We start from the raw sequence: 17904 nt of genomic DNA, 5'->3' as shown, positions 1-17904 counted from the left end.
CTGGCTTGTGTGGGTAACAATTCAATATAAAGACAGCAAGCCGTATTATGCAGGAGTAGCGGGCTGTGAGATGACAGTGGATACAGAAATCCGTCGTGGATATAAGAGTCTGCCGGAACATGTAAATAAAATGGATAAGTCATTAAAGGGTAAAATTCTTGTCGATGATATGGATCAAAAATCCAAAAAGATTCTCGCTGATTTCTTGAAATCACATAATGAAGCAATGTGGAATCACTCTGAAAAAGAACTCCATGAGGCGCTGTTAAGCGGAGAAGAATAATATCTTCCTTGTAAATAGTAAATTTAGATGAAGTATGAACGATTTTTGAACACTGAACTGCCCACTTGAGCTTTTTGGAAAGAGGGAGTAAACTTGAGGTAGTATAAAGACACATTTATACTAGGACACGAAAAAGCACGGAGGCAATTTGCCTTCGTGCTTTTTCATTTTCTCCTAGAGGATTCCTTCAACATATAGCGAATGAAATAAGGATTACATACGTTGGAGGACAAAAGATGCTCGGGCAAAAAACATTACAAGATATTAAATTATTGCAAGAAGAAGTGGAGAAACATGATGAGATTAATTTGAAGTTAAATTGGGATATGCTCCAAAAAAGAGAGGGGGATGAGCAGCACGATTTTTTTTATTACGACAAGGATGAGCTGATTGCTTTTGTTGGGACTTATCGTTTCGGGAACAAAGCGGAAGTATGCGGCATGGTCAAACCAATAGAACGTAGAAAAGGCCATGCTACAAGGCTCATCTTAGAAGCGGTGGCTCAATTAAAGGCTGCTGGAATAAATCATGTTTTAGTAAACGCTCCAGCCAAATCCGTGTCCGGACAAAGCTTTGCTAAGAGCCTGCCGACAGCTTACTCGTTTTCTGAACACCAAATGAAATGGCATCCTAACAAGATGAAAACATCAGCAACGGGTGAGGTGACTCTATCCGAAGCAAGTGATACGGACCTAGCTTATATTATAAAAATGGACGCTCTAGGTTTTGACATGAGCGAGGCAGAAGCGGGTTCGATGTATAAGTCAGGCGTTGAAGAGGGGACCTACATTATTTATGCGGGTGAAGTTAAGGCTGGTAAACTCCGTATAGTCGATGAACGTAATGAGTCTTGGATTTATGGCTTTGTCGTGACACCAGCTATGCAAGGGAGAGGCATTGGCAGAAGCGTGCTGCAGCAAGTAGTGGAACGGGAACGTGCTAAAGGGCGCGATATTCATCTTGAGGTGGCACTTGAAAATCCACGTGCCCTGAAGCTGTATACGTCTGTTGGGTTCATTGAGACCGGCTCACAGGATTATTTTCTGTTTAAAGAATAGAACGAGTTCGCTGTCCCATACTAAATAGGTGTTTAAGTAGCCAGCAGGAAAGGAATACTACTTGTACAATCTATTTAAAGGGGATGTATAGAATGAATGAACAAGAGTTAAAAGACAAAGTTCTCGATGTGTTGAAAAACCAAAAGATTGGTACGTTAGCGACTGTCAAAAATAATAAGCCACACTCGCGTTATATGTCATTCTTTAACGAAGACTTTACCCTTTTTACACCGACAGACAAAGATACTCATAAAGCGGAAGAAATTGAGGAAAACCCGAATGTGCATATTCTTTTAGGGTATGAAGGAGAAGGGCTAGGAGATAAGTATGTGGAAGTAGAAGGAACAGCTGTGATTCGTGACTCTTCTGAGCTGAAGAAGAAGATTTGGAGTGACTCTTTTAGCAAATGGTTTGATGGACCAGAGGATCCGTCTTATATTGTATTAGAGATCAAGCCTTCTATGATCAGATTAATGAATGCTGGCGAAGAGCCGCAAGTATTAGAACTATAAAAGAGACACCGCTTCTCATTAGAGGCGGTGTTTTTTGTCTTACACATTAGTGTTGTTCTACGCTAAAGGGACCCGCTTTCCGCAGGCGGTCCGGGATCTTGCTCATCGCTTTGCTCCTGTGCGGGCCTATTGGAGCAATACAGATTGAAAAAGTCTCCCCTGCTGCAGTTGTTGATCTACGCTGCAGGGACTCGCTTTCCGCGGGCGGTCCGGAAGCCTCCTCGTCGCTACGCTCCTGTGGGGTCTTCCCTGGCCACGCACATCCCGCAGGAGTCGAGTCCCTTCCGCTTCAATCAACGGTGCGAGAATGAAGTTTAGTTGCTCCCTCATCGTAAGCAGCTGTTCTGACACCTGATCAAATGAGGCGATGGATAACAGCAATGTTAAATTGAAATGATCTGAACCCTAACTAAATCATTCCACTAAATTTCCACAAGAAAGAAGGAGTAACCCTAGCGGATGAAATATGCGTAGACTCCAGCGGTGCCTAGAGCAGGGCTGAGATCCCACAGGGCATTAGCCCGAGGAAGCTCAGCAGCTCACCGCGGAAAGCGAAGCATATTTCAGCAGCGACGCCTATGCTATAACCCTTGTTTGAGGAACTTTATGTAAAATAACTTTAACATCCTTTTGTCTCAGCCTCTTTCAGTTACTCAATATTTAAACGCTTCATCCGGTATTGCAAGGTTTGCCGGCTAAGTCCGAGTTCGCTTGCAGCATTGGTTTTATGATATTTATGCTTTTCTAACGCTTTATTAATGTAGTATCTCTCCGCTTCATGTAAGTAATCTTTTAAAATGCGAGGCTCGGCCTGATCGTTGAAATTTTCAGTTTCTCGAACAGGTGCTGTCACCGTTTGCTTAAGAAGGTGTGTTTTATTTTTAAGACTGTAAGGCAGGTGGCTAACATCGATCCATTCTTCGTCAATAACTAAATTCATCGCCCCTTCAATGATATGTTCAAGCTCTCGGACATTTCCAGGCCAGTCATATTGTCGAAAAATCTCGTGAACCTCCTCTGTCACTCCTAAAACGTCCATTCGAAATAGCTGGTTATATTTACCAATAAAAGATTCTACGAGTAATGGAATATCTTCTTTCCGCTCTCTTAAGGCTGGAATAAATAAGGAAACCACGCTTAACCGGTAAAATAAATCTTTTCGAAGGCGATTCTCAGCAATTGCTTCAATCGGATCCTCGTTGATTGTAGATATGATCCGTACATCTACTTTCCGATCAATCGTATCGCCGATTCTTCTTATTGACTTCTCTTGAATAGCGCGCAGCAGCTTAGCTTGAAGAGCGGGACTCAGGGAGTTGATCTCGTCTAGTAATAATGTTCCGCCTTCAGCCTGTTCAAACAGGCCGATCTTTTCTGTCGCACCTGTAAAGGCTCCCTTGCTTGTTCCGAAAAGAATGCTCTCAATCAGCGTATCAGGCATGGCTGCACAGTTTTGAGATATAAACGGTCTTTGCGTACGATCACTGCCGTTATGAATACTTTGAGCAAAAAGCTCCTTTCCTGTCCCTGTTTCACCGACGATCAGAACGGAAGAAGGAGTTCTTGTCGCTCGTTTAGTATGTTCGATCACCTCACTTATAGCCTGACTCCCGCCTATAATGCTGTCAAAGGTGTAGCGTGTATTTCCCTTTTGCTCCATATTCCTTCTGATTAACTGTTCAAGCTTAGTTACATCCTTTGCCACTTCCATCGCTCCAATTATGTTTTCTCCGTCATAGATTGGAAACGTTCTATTCATGGTCGTAATCTCTTTGCCGCCTTTAGTGAAATAGGTTTGCTTTTTATGGGCAGAGACTTTTTGATGGTGCAGCGCCTCAAGCAGGGTGCTTCCTTGCTTGTCTTTAAATTTGAAGATATCTAAAAAGTCTTTATTAAGCACGTCTTCTCTTGAAAGTGATTCTATTTCCATCATTTTGTCGTTGTAAATAATTGTTTTTCCGTATTCATCAATGACATGAATACCAGCATCGATTTCATTGATTAATGTTTCATAAATGGTTAGCTGCTTTCTTATTTGCTCGTATTGTTCCAACACGCTCACCTCGTGGAAAAACTCGTTTTTTTATATCTTAAGCGAAGAAGAGTGTATTCAGCAAATTAAATTTTCAATTTTCGATTTAAAACGAAAAATTATTTGTCGCTCTTTAAAGTTTTTTCCATGGAGATACTATTTTTTCAATTAAACAGGGGGGAGCAGGTATTTGTTTCGAGTAATAGAGTTGGCATGATGATTGCAATAAGGTAAATAAGAAAATCTCAACTAGCGTTACAAAAGTAATTTAAATATATTGGCGGGGTGAGAAGATGGGTAAAGTGGAGACGAAAGTGAAAGTTGTAAAGAAAGATGTATTAGCTTCAACACAGCAGGTCGTTGATCAAGCATTGTCTAATCTAGGTTATGGTGAGGACATGTTTGAATTGCTCAAGGAGCCGCAGCGTATGCTTACCGTACGCATACCAATTAAGCTAGATAATGGTGAAGTTAAAGTGTTCACAGGGTACCGCTCTCAACATAATGATGCGGTAGGGCCTACAAAAGGCGGCGTACGCTTTCATCCGGAAGTGACAGAAAATGAAGTGAAGGCTTTATCCATTTGGATGAGCTTAAAGTGCGGAATTGTTGATGTTCCCTACGGGGGAGGAAAAGGGGGCATTGTTTGTGATCCGCGTACTATGTCGTTTCCTGAGCTTGAAAGATTATCTCGGGGATATGTTCGAGCAATCAGCCAGGTTGTTGGACCAACGAAAGATATCCCAGCGCCAGATGTTTTTACAAACTCACAAATTATGGCATGGATGATGGATGAATACAGCCGTATCCGTGAATTTGATTCCCCTGGATTTATTACAGGAAAACCGTTGGTCCTTGGCGGTTCTCATGGAAGAGAAACGGCCACTGCTATGGGCGTGACGATTTGTATAGAAGAAGCTGCAAAGAAAAAAGCTCTTGATCTTGAAGGAGCAAAAGTGATTATTCAAGGCTTTGGAAATGCAGGAGGTTTCTTGGCGGAAATTCTTCATCAAAGAGGAGCGAATGTAGTAGGGATCTCCGATGCATATGGAGCTCTTTATGATGAGAATGGATTGGATATTGAGTATTTACTTTCTAAGCGTGATTCCTTTGGTACAGTAACGACATTATTTAAGCGAACAATTACAAACCAAGAGCTGCTTGAACGGGAATGTGATATTTTAGTTCCAGCAGCGATCGCCAATCAAATTACAGAAGAAAATGCAAATGCAATTAAAGCTAAAATTGTCGTAGAAGCAGCAAACGGTCCGACAACGCTCGAGGCAACAGAAATTCTATCAAAAAGAGGAGTTCTTCTCGTACCGGATGTTCTTGCTAGTTCTGGAGGAGTGACTGTCTCCTATTTTGAATGGGTACAAAATAATCTCGGTTACTACTGGTCAGAAGAAGAAGTTTTAGGTAAATTAAAAGATAAAATGGTTAAAGCATTTAACAATGTGCTAGACACAGCCCAAAGACATCAAGTTGATACACGACTTGCTGCATATATGGTAGGGGTAAGAAAGATGGCAGAAGCTTCTAAGTTTAGAGGGTGGGTTTAAGAAATGAAAAAGGAAATGAGCCAAGTGTTCGCTTGGCTTTTTTTCATAAGGGGAGAAATTCGTATGTATACTGGCGAGCTAATCAAGCGAAAGGATCAGACAAAAGAAGTATACCAAGTTAGAAGGTTAACAATGGAAGACTTGAATGAAGTCTTAAAAGTTCAGCAAGTTGTTCTTGATACACTGGAGAACAAAGAGCGCCTGCAGCCTTTAAGTGAGGAAGAGTTCACGTTAATCTTAAAAGGGGACGGGTTGATGCTTGGAGTGTTCGTAAAAGGGTACTTAACAGCCTTTAGAGCATTATGGTTTCCAGGAGAAGACAAAGAAAATCTAGGCCGCGACCTTGGGTTATCGCCTAATGAGCAAATGAAAGTTATCCACCAGGAGATCTCGATTGTCCTTCCTGATTACCGAGGGAATGGACTTCAAAAACGTCTTGCAGTTTTAGTGATGAGGGAGTTGGTAGAGAATACATCAGAGTTTGAGTATGTATGCTGTACGGTTCACCCATTTAATATTCCAAGTTTGAAAGATAAACTTGCTCAAGGTATGTTCATCGTAAAAGTGAAAGAAAAGTATGCAGGGCACCTGCGATACATTCTATTAAAACAATTATCAGTCGAGATTGTGGTTGATCATAATACTAAGAAGATCGTACCTTTAGCCGATATTGGCGAACAAAGCAGGCTGCTAAATGAAGGGTATTACGGGCTTGAATGGATAGATCAAGAGAGCAAGCAGTCAATAGTCTTTGCTAAACCGAAAGCATCGAACAGCAAGAGCTAAATTTTTTGCACCTCAAATTTGCTTGTGTAAAAGAAGGAGCGGGCATTCGTGTTAAATTTTTTTTCGGAAAGAAAAGATTTTTGCCTTACTCCCTCTTTTCTTTTGTGAATGTACTGATTAAATGAATGTTTTAGCATTGGCATGAAGCTTGCAAGTAATAGTTTGATAATTTTAAATGTTAAATCGACAACAGAAATTGTATGAATTGAAGAGGCTGGGGGAGTACATATGGAAAAAGAGAGAAAACCGATTTCGTTTGGCTTGGCTGTTATACCGCTAATAATCATGATCATTGCGATGAGTTTTACAATAGTTGTGTTTGAAGGAGCGCCACATATTCCACTCATTCTGGGAACTGTTGTATCCGCTTTCATAGCGTGGCGATCTGGATTTACGTGGAAGGAAGTAGAAGCAAGTATTTATAAAGGGATCCGTCTTGCTTTGCCGGCTGTTGTTATTATCATCATTGTCGGCGTTATTATTGGGGCATGGATTGGCGGGGGAATTATTGCTGCGATGGTCTATTACGGGTTAAAGCTCATTTCACCGGAAGTATTTTTAATGACAATGACAATTATCTCGGCGATTGTGGCATTGGCAATCGGAAGCTCATGGTCAACAATGGGGACAATCGGTGTAGCTGGTATGGGAATTGGAATCAGCATGGGCCTTCCGGCTCCAATGATTGCCGGAGCCATTATTTCCGGTGCATACTTTGGGGATAAGATGTCTCCTTTATCTGACTCGACAAACCTCGCAGCAGGGGTTGTTGGTGTAGATTTGTTTGAACATATTAAGCATATGCTTGCTACAACGATTCCCGGATTGATCATTGCCTTAGTTGTTTATTGGTATTTAGGAAGACAATTCTCTGGCTCTGGTGTAATTGACAGTAATGTAGCAGATATGATGACAAGCCTCGAGGGCAATTTTGTGATTACACCTTGGCTGTTATTAGTGCCAGCAGGCGTTATCTTTCTTGTGGCAAGAAAAGTACCAGCATTGCCAGCCCTGACAGTCGGGGTTATTTTAGGTTTTCTTTCTCATATTCTGATTCAAGGTGGTTCGGTTGGAGAGGCTGTAAATACATTAAATGACGGTTTTAGCATTGCATCTGGCAATGAGATGATTGACAGCTTGTTTAATCGTGGCGGAATTGAAGCCATGATGTACACCGTCTCGCTAACGATTGTTGCGATGACCTTTGGAGGAGTGCTTGAAAATACAGGTATGTTAAAAGCGATGGTGGACCAAATTCTAAAGCTTGCTAAAACATCAAAAGGACTGCTGACAACGGCAATTTCTTCTGCTTTCTTTACAAATGTAACGACAGCTGAGCAGTACATTTCAGTCGTTCTTCCAGGTAGAATGTATGTGCAAAGCTTTAAAGACAAGAAGCTTCACCCGAAAAATTTATCAAGGGCAGTAGAGGATGGCGGGACCTTAACGTCAGTATTTGTTCCTTGGAATACGTGTGCGATCTTTATTTTTGCGACGCTCGCGGTTCATCCGTTTGAATATGCTCCTTATGCCGTATTGAACTTTGTGGTGCCTGTTTTATCGATTATTTATGCATGGACAGGATTTACAATTACACGGTTAACAGATGAAGAGGCTCTGCAAATGGAACGCACCGAACAAGAGAGTGAACAAAAAGCCATCTAAATAAAAAAAGCTTAGGGAGCGCTCCCTAAGCTTTTTTCGTTTTGCATAGAAACTTGTAACCTCCGCTTCAATCAACGAAGCGAGAATGAGGCTAAGTAGCTCCACCCCTTAATCAGTGATCTTAGAAAAAGTGGGAGAAAATAATTGTGTTGTTAATTGAACTGAACCATAACTAAATCATCCCACTAAATACCTCAACTAAGCAATAATGTAGCGGATGAACTATACGGAGACTTCTACGGGGCCTAGAGTAAAAGTGAGATCCCACAGGGCAAAGCCCGAGGAAGCTCACTAGCTCCCCGTGAAAAGCGAAGTATAGTTCAGGAGCGGCGGCGAATCCGCTATAACCCTTGTTTGAGGCATTTGATGTTAAAAAAGCTTGAAGATATAACTATATCAGTCCATATGATAATTAAACACAGCAGTAACCCAGCGACAGGAGAGACATACAGGCTCAGCATCTGTAATGGTTGTATCCCAATAAGCTAAAATACGACTGTCCTAACCTCTTTGCATCTGGCTATGATCATTAGTGACCGAACCATTTAAAAAATTTATCTATCAAACGTTCTTCTTCATGTGCTTCTTCATCAATTACATCCGTACCGTCCGCATTCGCTGTCTCCGGGCAGGTTTTCGTAGGTTCCGTTCCAGCGATAAAATACGTTGTTCGGCTTTTTGGGCACGTTTCACTTGCCAGGTAGCCGCTTTGCGGATTCATCTCAACAGCAACGACCCCGCGAGGCTTTTGAAATGGCAGCTTCAACTCGTTTTTGAGCGCATCTTCTGTAAAGTTAGCCCAAATCTTCTTAGAAATTTGTCCTTCCGTCCGCTGATCAATCGGTGTTGCTTTATCGTATCCTACCCACACGCCGGTCACAAGCTGTGGCGTATAGCCGATCATCCAGCTGTCCTGAGGAGTAGATCCGCTTTTTCCAGCTACCGGTCTGTTAACAAGATGTGCTACTGATCCGCCTGTGACTCCTGCATGAGCGTTTAAGCTTGGGTCAAACATGCCTGTCATAAGATCGGTCATAATAAAAGCAAGCTTAGGATCCAGCACTTGTTCTTTTTCTGGTTCACTCTCATAGAGCACACGTCCATTTAAGTCGACAACTTTGCGGATAAAGCGCGGCTTTACCTTTTGTCCTCCATTTGCAAAAGGACTGTAGCCATTGACCATTTCAAGTAATGTGACATCGGCAGAACCTAAGGCGAGTGATGCTGTCTCAGGCAGTGGACTGATAATGCCCACACGTTCAGCGACATCAATTAATTTCTCTGTTCCAAGGACAAGCAGACTTTTTACAGCATAAATGTTATCAGAGAAGGCGATCGCCTGCAGTAGTGTAATGAAGTCATTCGCGTAGTTATTGCCGAAATTACTAGGAGAGTAAATCGCGCGTCCTTCATCGATTTGAAATTGCGTTGGTTCACTTAATAATGTTGAAGCAGGTGTCGAACCATTCTCAAGAGCTGCATAGTAGAGAAACGGTTTAAATGTCGAACCAGCCTGACGGTGAGCATGCGTAGCACGATTATAAGGACTCTCAGAATAATCTCGTCCTCCTACTAATGCTCGTACATCGCCGGTCCGAGGGTCGATTGCGACAAGAGATGTTTGTAGAATCATGGTGGCCCGCTCAGCATCTGTCAGCGCTTTGTTTTGTGCTGCGACAGGAACGGGCGGCATCTCACGTTCAACCCATTTCTCCGCTTTTTGCTGCATGTCGGCATCAAGTGTCGTATACACTTTTAATCCTCCAGCCTCAATTCTAGCAGGTTCAATCCCGGCTTCTTCTATTAACTGTGCTTCAACGATATCTTGGAAGTACGGGCCGATCTGCAGCCCGCTTACCAATTCTTTATTTTTGTAAGCGAGGTGCTCGTCCTTTGCGTCTTCCGCCTCTGCACGGCTCACGCTGCCGACTTCAACCATCGCATCTAAAATAAGTTCCTGCCTTGCCTTAGCGCGGGGTTCGTCAAAGTTTGGTGAGTAATAGCTTGGTCCTTTTGGGATGCCTGCTAGCATACTTGCTTCAGCTAAAGTAAGATCTTTTGAGTCTTTATCAAAAAAATAGTGAGAAGCGGCTTCAATCCCATACGCTCCGTGTCCGTAATAAATCGTATTAAGATAGCCTTCTAAAATTTGTTCCTTTTCATAGTTCATCTCAAGACGAAGGGAGTAAATCAGTTCATTCCATTTTCTGACCCATGTTTTATCATGAGATAAATATAAATTACGTGCATACTGCTGAGTAATCGTACTTGCTCCTTGTGAGCGCGAGCCTGAACGAAGATTTGCGACAATCGCCCCGCCGATTCTTGTTGGGTCAAATCCAAGGTGGTCGTAAAACTTCCGGTCCTCAATCGCTAATGTCGCATCAACGACATACGGTGAAATTTCGTTAAACGGAACAAAGTAACGATTCTGTCCTCGGTGGCTTTCACCAATTGTACTGTCGTCAACAGCTAGATATTCTGTTGTTTGAGCTACGCTTAGCGGAGGCGGCCCTTGCATTTTTGCATACGACATTAACGCCACTGCTCCGCCAAGTGCCAGTACGAGCCCTAAAAGAAAGAGTCTGAAAAAGAGACGCAGCAGACTTCTTCGTCTTTTATTTCTTCTATTCATGATGACTTCCATCTCGGTCACCTCATTAAAATCCAGATTTAAAATAGCGCGCAAATGTGCGTTTTTTACCATCTTCGGCTCTTTTAAATCGTTTTAAACATGAGGTGTTAGAAGGGGGGTAAATTTTGCTTGCTTTTTTGATTGTTTCCTATATAATTTCATCTGTTATGATGAAAATAAGGAACATGTGGAAGGATATTTACTGCCTTCCATGTTTGTGTGTATCTAAAACAAGGTACGAGTGAAATAGATACAGATGTCAGTCATATAAACGAAGTACACTATATTAGATGAGGTGAAGCGAAATGGAATTATGGTTCACAGAAAAACAAACAGAGCGCTTTGGTATTACAGCAAAAATTAAACGTACGCTACATAGCGAAAAGACAGACTTTCAACAATTAGACGTTGTTGAAACAGAAGAGTTCGGCAACATGCTTGTTCTTGACGGCATGGTTATGACAACAGAGAAAGATGAATTCGTTTATCACGAAATGGTGGCTCACGTGCCATTATTCACACACCCTAATCCTAAGCATGTTCTTGTTGTAGGAGGAGGAGACGGCGGGGTAATTCGTGAAGTGTTAAAGCACCCATCTGTAGAGCGTGCGACACTTGTTGAAATCGACGGAAAAGTAATCGAGTACTCTAAAAAATACTTACCATCTATTGCAGGTGCTCTTGATGATGCACGCGTGGATGTTCAAGTAGATGATGGCTTCATGCATATTGCTAAAGCTGAAAATGAGTATGATGTCATTATGGTTGATTCAACAGAGCCTGTAGGACCAGCTGTAAAATTATTTGAAAAAGGATTCTACGAAGGAATCTCTCGTGCGCTGAAAGAAGACGGTATTTTCGTTGCACAGACAGATAACCCTTGGTTCCATAAAGACCTTATTACACAAGTTCAACGTGACGTACGTGAGATCTTCCCGATTACACGTCTGTACACTGCGAATATTCCAACATACCCAAGCGGGCTTTGGACATTCACAATCGGTTCTAAAAAGCACGATCCTTTAGAAGTAGCGGACGAGCGTTTCCATGAGATCGAAACAAATTACTACACAAAAGACCTTCACAAAGCTTCCTTTGCACTTCCGAAATTTGTTAGCGATCTTGTGAAATAAGGAGGAATTTCGATGCGATTTGATGAAGCTTATTCAGGCAAAGTATTTATAATGAGCAACCCGAACTATGAGGATGCAAAAGCGGTAATTTACGGTATGCCGATGGACTGGACAGTATCATTTCGTCCGGGTTCTCGTTTTGGTCCAAACCGTATCCGCGAAGCATCTCTTGGACTTGAAGAGTACAGCCCGTATATGGACAAGCATTTAGAAGAAGTAAACTACTTTGATGCGGGAGACATCCCTCTTCCATTCGGTAATGCCGCACGCAGCCTAGATATGGTAGAAGAGTATGTCGATAAGCTGTTAGCTGATGGTAAGTTTCCAATCGGGCTTGGTGGAGAGCATCTTTTATCTTGGCCGATTTTCAAGTCAATGAACAAGAAATACGACAACATGGCTATCATCCATATTGATGCTCATGCTGACTTGCGTGAAGAGTATGAAGGCGAGGTGCTTTCACACTCGACGCCAATCCGTAAAGCATGCGGGTTGATTGGCCCAGAGAACGTCTATTCATTTGGAATTCGTTCAGGGATGCGTGAGGAGTTTCAATTTGCGAAAGAATCAGGCATGCATATGTCTAAATTCGAAGTAGCAGAGCCGTTAAAGAAAGTTCTCCCAACCCTTGCCGGTCGCAATGTATATGTAACGATCGATATCGATGTTCTTGACCCGTCATGCGCACCAGGAACAGGAACAGCAGAAGCTGGCGGTATCACATCAAAAGAGCTGCTCGATGCGATTATGTCGATTGCCGAATCAAACATCAACATTATCGGAGCCGACTTAGTAGAAGTAGCTCCAGCGTATGACCCAACCGAACAAACACAAATCACAGCAAGCAAAATGATCAGAGAGATCATACTAGGATGGGCAGACAGATAGATAGAAGAGCGTAATGACATGTTCTGGCATTCGAAAACTTAGGGGAATCAAAAAGAAGTCGCTTTTTGACTTCATTTTGATTCACAAAAGTTTCTCGAAGGGCAATGTCATGAAGCTGGACAAAGAAAAGCGTAAGCGAGTGTTCTGTCATGCGGTAAAATAAGGGGGAGCGATATGAAGTCGCTTTTTGACTCCATTCGATGCACCGTTTTTACCCGCAGGACAACGAGCAGAAGCTGGACAGAAAAGCGTAAGCAAGTGTTCTGTCATGCGGTATATATAGCGACATCAAGATGAGCGGACGGTAAGACGCTCATCTTTTTCGTTCCTCTTTCTGAAAATCAAATCGACACAGAACAGAGCCTTGCAACGAAGCCTTAAAATCGCTAAACTTGAACAATAGAAGAATGGTTGTTTAGACTTGTCTAAACCCCGCACTTTTAGAAAGGTGTGCGACTGAATGAATAAACCAACGAAGAGAACGGTAAAGATGATCTTCCAAAATAAAATTCAGCATGATGATCATACCGATTCCTATGAGTTCACCACTCGAGGTGAGCTGTATCATAAAGGAAATCAGGATTATCTGCGTTTTGAAGAGGCGTTAACAGAGACAGAATCTGTTCAGACGACGATGAAATGGGATGGACGTGAGCTGATGCTGATCAGGCAAGGGACTGTGCTCATGCGTCAAGCATTTATATCAGGCGAGGAATCACTTGGCCGGTACGTGACACCAGATGCGTCGTGGGAAACGAAGGCAGTGACAGATAAAGTACTAGTGACATGGCCGACGCGTAAACAGCGCGGCAAGATCCACATCAAGTACCGATTTTTATTACAGGGACAAGATGCCGGGCAGCATGAAGTACGCTTAACATTAGAGGAGGATCATTAAAAGATGAACAGTGTTGAACAAATGAAGCAAAAGTTAAAAGAAGAAATAAAAGCAGCCGTGATTTCAGCAGGGCTTGCAACAGAAGATGTGCTTCCTGAAGTAGTTCTTGAAGCGCCAAAAGACAAAGCGCATGGAGATTATGCAACAAATATGGCAATGCAGCTGGCGCGTATTGCAAAGAAAGCGCCGCGTCAAATTGCAGAAGAGCTCACGTCTCAGCTTGACAAAGAAAAAGCATCAATTGAAAAAATCGATATTGCAGGGCCAGGGTTCATTAACTTTTTCATGAACAAAAGCTACCTTCGTGAGATTGTACCAGCTGTTTTATCTGCAAAAGAAGCATACGGTGAAACGAATGTTGGCAATGGTGAGAAGATCCAGGTCGAGTTCGTTTCAGCCAATCCAACAGGAAGCTTGCACTTAGGACATGCACGCGGTGCGGCAGTTGGTGATGCGTTGTGTAACGTGTTAAGCAAAGCTGGCTATGATGTAGAGCGTGAATACTATATTAATGATGCTGGAAATCAAATTAATAACCTTGCGCTGTCACTGGAAGCTCGTTATTTCCAAGCTCTAGGTCAAGATAAAGAGATGCCTGAGGAAGGTTACCGCGGGCAAGATATTGTCGAGTTCGGTAAAGCACTTGCTGAAGAACATGGCGACAAATATGTAAACGTCTCAGAATCTGAGCGTCGTGAATTTTTCCGTCAATACGGATTGCAAAAAGAGCTCGATAAAATCAAATCAGACTTAAGAGAGTTCCGTGTTGAATTTGACCACTGGTTCTCTGAAACAAGTCTTTATGAGTCAAATAAAGTCATTGAAGTACTTGAAACGCTTGATGAAAAAGGGGAGACCTATGAGCAGGACGGGGCAACTTGGTTCCGTTCAACAACATACGGCGATGATAAAGATCGTGTATTAATCAAAAATGACGGCACATACACATATTTAACACCTGATATTGCGTATCACCAAGATAAAATGCAACGCGGCTTTGATAAGCTGATTAACATTTGGGGTGCGGACCATCACGGCTACATCCCTCGTATGAGAGCGGCAATCCAAGCACTTGGATATTCTCCTGAGCAGTTTGAAGTGCAGATCATTCAGATGGTGAGCTTGTATCAAGGTGGAGAGAAAGTGAAGATGAGCAAGCGTACAGGTAAGGCTGTAACCCTTCGTGATTTAATGGAGGAAGTAGGCATTGATGCGGTTCGTTACTTCTTTGCAATGCGTAGTGCAGATTCTCAACTTGATTTTGATATGGACCTTGCTGTATCTAAATCAAATGAGAACCCAGTATTCTATGTACAGTATGCCCATGCTCGTGTATGCAGCATGCTTCGTCAAGGCGAAGAGCTTGGACTATCATATGATGAAAATACAGACCTTTCCGCTGTATCGACTGAAAAAGAATACGATCTTCTAAAAGCAATCGGTGATTTCCCGGCAGTTGTTGCAGAAGCAGCAGAAAAGAAAATGCCTCACCGTATTACGAATTATGCGCATGACTTAGCTTCTGCACTTCACAGCTTCTATAATGCTGAGCGTGTAATTGATTCTGAAGACCAAGATAAGAGTAAAGCACGTCTTGCTTTAATGAAAGCAACACAAATTACGATTCAAAACGCCCTATCACTTGTAGGCGTATCAGCACCAGAAAAGATGTAACACCTAAGAGCTCCCTTTTCCCTAGAAAGGGGGCTTTTTGATGTGCTGAGATCCCACAGGGCCAAAGCCCGAGGAAGCTCAGCAGCTCACCGCGGAAAGCGAAGCATATTTCAGGAGCGGCGAGCTGACACTAACCCAGTAGCCTAACCCCAAGATTTAAGAGCACTGTATTTAGAAAGGAGAATATCATGGAAGCTGTTATTTGGATTTTAATTATTGCTTTATTTATTTTAAGTTTTGTTGGATTACTATTTCCGATCGTTCCCTCTGTCCTCGTCTTATGGGCAGGGTTTATCCTTTATATTTTCTTCATCGACGGTGCGGCTCTTTCGGTTTGGTTTTGGATTGGCGCTGGCGTTTTGACTGTTTTATTGTTTGCTGCTGATCTAATTGCCAGTCAGTTTTTTGTGAAGAAATACGGCGGGTCAAAATGGAGTGAGCGGATGGCTGCTGTAGGGGTGATTGTCGGCTCCTTTATCATGCCGCCATTCGGTATTATTCTCGTACCTTTTGCGCTAGTCTTCATTACTGAGTTCATCGCAACAAAGGATGCAAGACAAGCTGTTCTGGTAGCAATAGCCTCTTTCTTTGCTTTTCTAAGCGGAACTGCAGCCAAAGCACTCGTTCAAGCCGTATTAATTATTTGGTTTTTTATTGAAGTCTTTATTTAAAGGCATAATCTAGTCGTAAACACACAAAGTAAGAGAGACATCTCAGAAAGAAGGATGACATCATGCAGGAAATTTTACTCGCAATTTTAGCAGGGCTTATTGTAGGATTTGTCTTTGCACTAGTTAAGCTGCCAATTCCAGCACCTCCAGCACTTCCGGGGATTATGGGGATTGTCGGTATTTATTTAGGCTACAAATTATATGAAATGATTTGGCCGATGATTATGAAGTAGGAGGTAGGGATGGCATGGCGTACGTATCGTATCAAGGCATCAAGATTTTTTATGAAGTGCGTGGAGGCGGCACTCCATTAGTCTTTATTCATCCTCCTGCCATGTCACATCTTACATTCCGATATCAATATGCATTAGCTGATGTAGGGAAAGTCGTTGTGGTAGATCTTCCTGGAGTTGGTCATAGCACAAAAGGGGCTGCTAAAGCTTTTTCAATTGAAGAGTCAGCCGAATGCATCAGAGCGGTATTAAAAAAAATGCGTGCAAAAAAAGCCATTATCGTTGGGTACTCAAACGGTGGTTCTATTGCTCAAGAGTTTGCCTTGAAGTATCCGAACATTACAGCCGGAGTGGTTTTGATTGGGGGATTTCCGGAAGTAACAAGCTTTCTTTTAGACAAGGAGTTTAAGCTTGGCATGTGGGCTGCCAAAAAGAAATGGATGAATCTGATCAGCTATGTTTTGCCGCATGCGCACTTTAAGAATAAAGAGCATGCGAAGGAAATGCAATCGGTGATCAAAGAAGTAAATCCAGATGTTTTATCTGAAACGTACAGGCTCGGATATGAATACCAGTCGATTGGGCGCCTTAATCAATTAACAGTGCCGTTGCTTTTGATATATGGCAGCCGTGATCTCATCATGCATAACTATATGTACGATTATTTAAAAAGAGCTCATGACGTGGAAGTGGTTTATGTGCAAGGAGTTGCTCATCAAGTACCGACTAAGCGTCAGGATGAATGTAATCAAGCAATACGAGAATGGCTGTTGCGGAGGCAGATCTTATAAGATGCCTTCGTTTATTCTTTATCGATCGGCTGCGGGATAAAGTCATGATACGTATCAATATAGAGCTTTCCATTAGGTGCTAAGACGGCATACATAACCTCCTTTTTTAACACTCCTCGTTTCTCTAGCTGGTCCATAAGCCACTGTTTTTCAATGTTATTTTCTTGGAGATTGCGAGTAATGACCACTCCGTCCATCATTAATTCGATCGGTACGATATGCTTTTCAGGCTGACTAATCAAATTCAAGTCTCCTTTTGTCACCTCCCGAAACTCCTGTTTTTTTAGAGCGGTTAATGTACCATTTGGCTCGACCATGGCAACGAGCACCTCACTTACATCAAAAATATTAATTTCACGCAGCTGCTGATTCATATAATCTAATGTATAACGCATTTTCCGCATATTCCCCTCAAGCAGCTTTCCATTTTCAATGATTACAGTAGGGTCACCAGCAAAAAACTTACGCGCTTTTCGGTTCTTCATGGCAGCGTATTCGACCATGTAGATAATTAACACAAACATGGCAAATGAAATCCATACGCTGTGAATCGGTACACTCGTATTAAAAGCAAGATTTGCCGTAATCGAGCCGAGAGTGATTGTTGCTATAAAATCAAAGGTCGTCATTTGAGAAATCGTCTGCTTTCCGAGCAGTTTTGCGCCAAGAAATAAAGATGCAAAGGCAATTAGCGTTCGAATAATAATTTCTAGGTGTTCAGCCACAGTTCTTCCTCCTTTTACTTCCTCTAAAAGGTTTTCCAATTCACACATAACGTATAAGACAAGATTTACATTTTCTACAAAAAAGAAAGGTTGACAACAGATCGCAACAGGAGTAAATTAACTCTATGAAAACCGTATATCACACCTTTTAATCGCTTAAACTGACAAGAATAACACCTTTTCAGTGCGGGGGACCCAATGAAACCGGCAGTATTATATTGTCTTGGGGTGAGTCTTCATAATTGAAGAAGGGATACTCTCAATTCCTAACCCGACAGCTAACTCCGTAAGCGTTAAATGTAGTAGAGAGAAAGGTCTTACATAACAGGCCATTTCTTTGTGATGGTTTTTTTTTTTT

16 protein-coding genes and 1 riboswitch are annotated in these 17904 nt (G+C 42.3%); of the genes, 13 read left to right on the top strand and 3 right to left on the bottom strand.

Annotated features, from left to right (window positions below; translation table 11 throughout):
• From A33I_RS16295 to A33I_RS16285, 3 genes are all read left to right on the top strand, one after another.
• A partial coding sequence (locus A33I_RS16295) for a YwhD family protein (RefSeq protein WP_022629413.1) occupies nucleotides 1-283 on the top strand: 283 nt, incomplete at its 5' end.
• 236 nt (nucleotides 284-519) lie between these two features.
• Nucleotides 520-1341, top strand: coding sequence for a GNAT family N-acetyltransferase (locus tag A33I_RS16290; RefSeq protein WP_022629412.1), 822 nt, complete (start codon nucleotides 520-522; stop codon nucleotides 1339-1341).
• Nucleotides 1342-1433: 92 nt separating this feature from the next.
• Nucleotides 1434-1853 (top strand): pyridoxamine 5'-phosphate oxidase family protein, encoded by a 420-nt coding sequence (locus tag A33I_RS16285; protein ID WP_022629411.1) that lies wholly within the window; start codon nucleotides 1434-1436, stop codon nucleotides 1851-1853.
• Between the two features lie 649 nt (nucleotides 1854-2502).
• Here the strand turns inward: A33I_RS16285 and A33I_RS16280 are convergent.
• Nucleotides 2503-3906, bottom strand: a complete 1404-nt coding sequence (locus A33I_RS16280) for a sigma-54 interaction domain-containing protein (RefSeq protein WP_022629410.1) — start codon at nucleotides 3904-3906, stop codon at nucleotides 2503-2505.
• 272 nt (nucleotides 3907-4178) lie between these two features.
• On the opposite strand from A33I_RS16280, the gene A33I_RS16275 reads away from it, so the two are divergent.
• The 3 genes from A33I_RS16275 (at nucleotide 4179) to nhaC (ending at nucleotide 7898) form a co-directional block, all read left to right on the top strand.
• On the top strand, nucleotides 4179-5447 hold the full coding sequence (locus tag A33I_RS16275; RefSeq protein WP_022629409.1) for a Glu/Leu/Phe/Val family dehydrogenase: 1269 nt from the start codon (nucleotides 4179-4181) through the stop codon (nucleotides 5445-5447).
• A gap of 63 nt (nucleotides 5448-5510) precedes the next feature.
• Nucleotides 5511-6233 carry a hypothetical protein gene (locus A33I_RS16270; protein WP_051320853.1) on the top strand — a complete coding sequence of 241 codons (723 nt, stop codon included), beginning with the start codon at nucleotides 5511-5513 and terminating at the stop codon, nucleotides 6231-6233.
• A gap of 228 nt (nucleotides 6234-6461) precedes the next feature.
• Nucleotides 6462-7898: a Na+/H+ antiporter NhaC gene (gene nhaC / locus A33I_RS16265; RefSeq protein WP_022629407.1), complete on the top strand. Its 1437-nt coding sequence runs from the start codon at nucleotides 6462-6464 to the stop codon at nucleotides 7896-7898.
• A 529-nt stretch (nucleotides 7899-8427) separates the two neighbouring features.
• On the opposite strand, the gene A33I_RS16260 is transcribed toward nhaC, so the two are convergent.
• Nucleotides 8428-10545, bottom strand: coding sequence for a transglycosylase domain-containing protein (locus A33I_RS16260; protein ID WP_022629406.1), 2118 nt, complete (start codon nucleotides 10543-10545; stop codon nucleotides 8428-8430).
• Nucleotides 10546-10838: 293 nt separating this feature from the next.
• Between A33I_RS16260 and speE the strand changes: the two genes are divergently transcribed.
• The 7 genes from speE (at nucleotide 10839) to A33I_RS16225 (ending at nucleotide 16821) form a co-directional block, all read left to right on the top strand.
• Entirely contained in the window at nucleotides 10839-11666 is an 828-nt protein-coding gene (gene speE, locus A33I_RS16255) for a polyamine aminopropyltransferase (protein ID WP_022629405.1), read from the top strand.
• A gap of 12 nt (nucleotides 11667-11678) precedes the next feature.
• A complete protein-coding gene (speB, locus tag A33I_RS16250; protein WP_022629404.1) occupies nucleotides 11679-12554 on the top strand; it encodes an agmatinase in 876 nt (291 codons plus the stop codon).
• 460 nt (nucleotides 12555-13014) lie between these two features.
• On the top strand, nucleotides 13015-13452 hold the full coding sequence (locus A33I_RS16245; RefSeq protein ID WP_012960754.1) for a YwiB family protein: 438 nt from the start codon (nucleotides 13015-13017) through the stop codon (nucleotides 13450-13452).
• A 3-nt stretch (nucleotides 13453-13455) separates the two neighbouring features.
• Nucleotides 13456-15126: an arginine--tRNA ligase gene (argS, locus tag A33I_RS16240; RefSeq protein ID WP_022629403.1), complete on the top strand. Its 1671-nt coding sequence runs from the start codon at nucleotides 13456-13458 to the stop codon at nucleotides 15124-15126.
• A gap of 188 nt (nucleotides 15127-15314) precedes the next feature.
• The gene (locus A33I_RS16235; RefSeq protein ID WP_012960751.1) at nucleotides 15315-15797 is read left to right on the top strand and encodes a DUF456 domain-containing protein; all 483 of its coding nucleotides are present in this window, start codon (nucleotides 15315-15317) and stop codon (nucleotides 15795-15797) included.
• 62 nt (nucleotides 15798-15859) lie between these two features.
• The gene (locus tag A33I_RS16230) at nucleotides 15860-16030 is read left to right on the top strand and encodes a XapX domain-containing protein (protein WP_012960750.1); all 171 of its coding nucleotides are present in this window, start codon (nucleotides 15860-15862) and stop codon (nucleotides 16028-16030) included.
• Nucleotides 16031-16044: 14 nt separating this feature from the next.
• Nucleotides 16045-16821 carry an alpha/beta fold hydrolase gene (locus A33I_RS16225; RefSeq protein ID WP_012960749.1) on the top strand — a complete coding sequence of 259 codons (777 nt, stop codon included), beginning with the start codon at nucleotides 16045-16047 and terminating at the stop codon, nucleotides 16819-16821.
• A gap of 11 nt (nucleotides 16822-16832) precedes the next feature.
• Here the strand turns inward: A33I_RS16225 and A33I_RS16220 are convergent, their stop codons facing one another.
• Nucleotides 16833-17594 carry a DUF421 domain-containing protein gene (locus tag A33I_RS16220; protein ID WP_235806203.1) on the bottom strand — a complete coding sequence of 254 codons (762 nt, stop codon included), beginning with the start codon at nucleotides 17592-17594 and terminating at the stop codon, nucleotides 16833-16835.
• Nucleotides 17595-17689: 95 nt separating this feature from the next.
• A riboswitch (cyclic di-AMP (ydaO/yuaA leader) is annotated at nucleotides 17690-17854 on the top strand.
• The last annotated feature ends 50 nt before the right edge of the window (nucleotides 17855-17904 follow it).

Source organism: Alkalihalophilus marmarensis DSM 21297 (assembly GCF_000474275.2).
Lineage (GTDB): Bacteria > Bacillota > Bacilli > Bacillales > Bacillaceae_D > Alkalihalophilus > Alkalihalophilus marmarensis.
The sequence above is the reverse complement of the archived record's forward strand: the minus strand, read 5'-3'. Positions and strand labels throughout refer to the sequence as shown.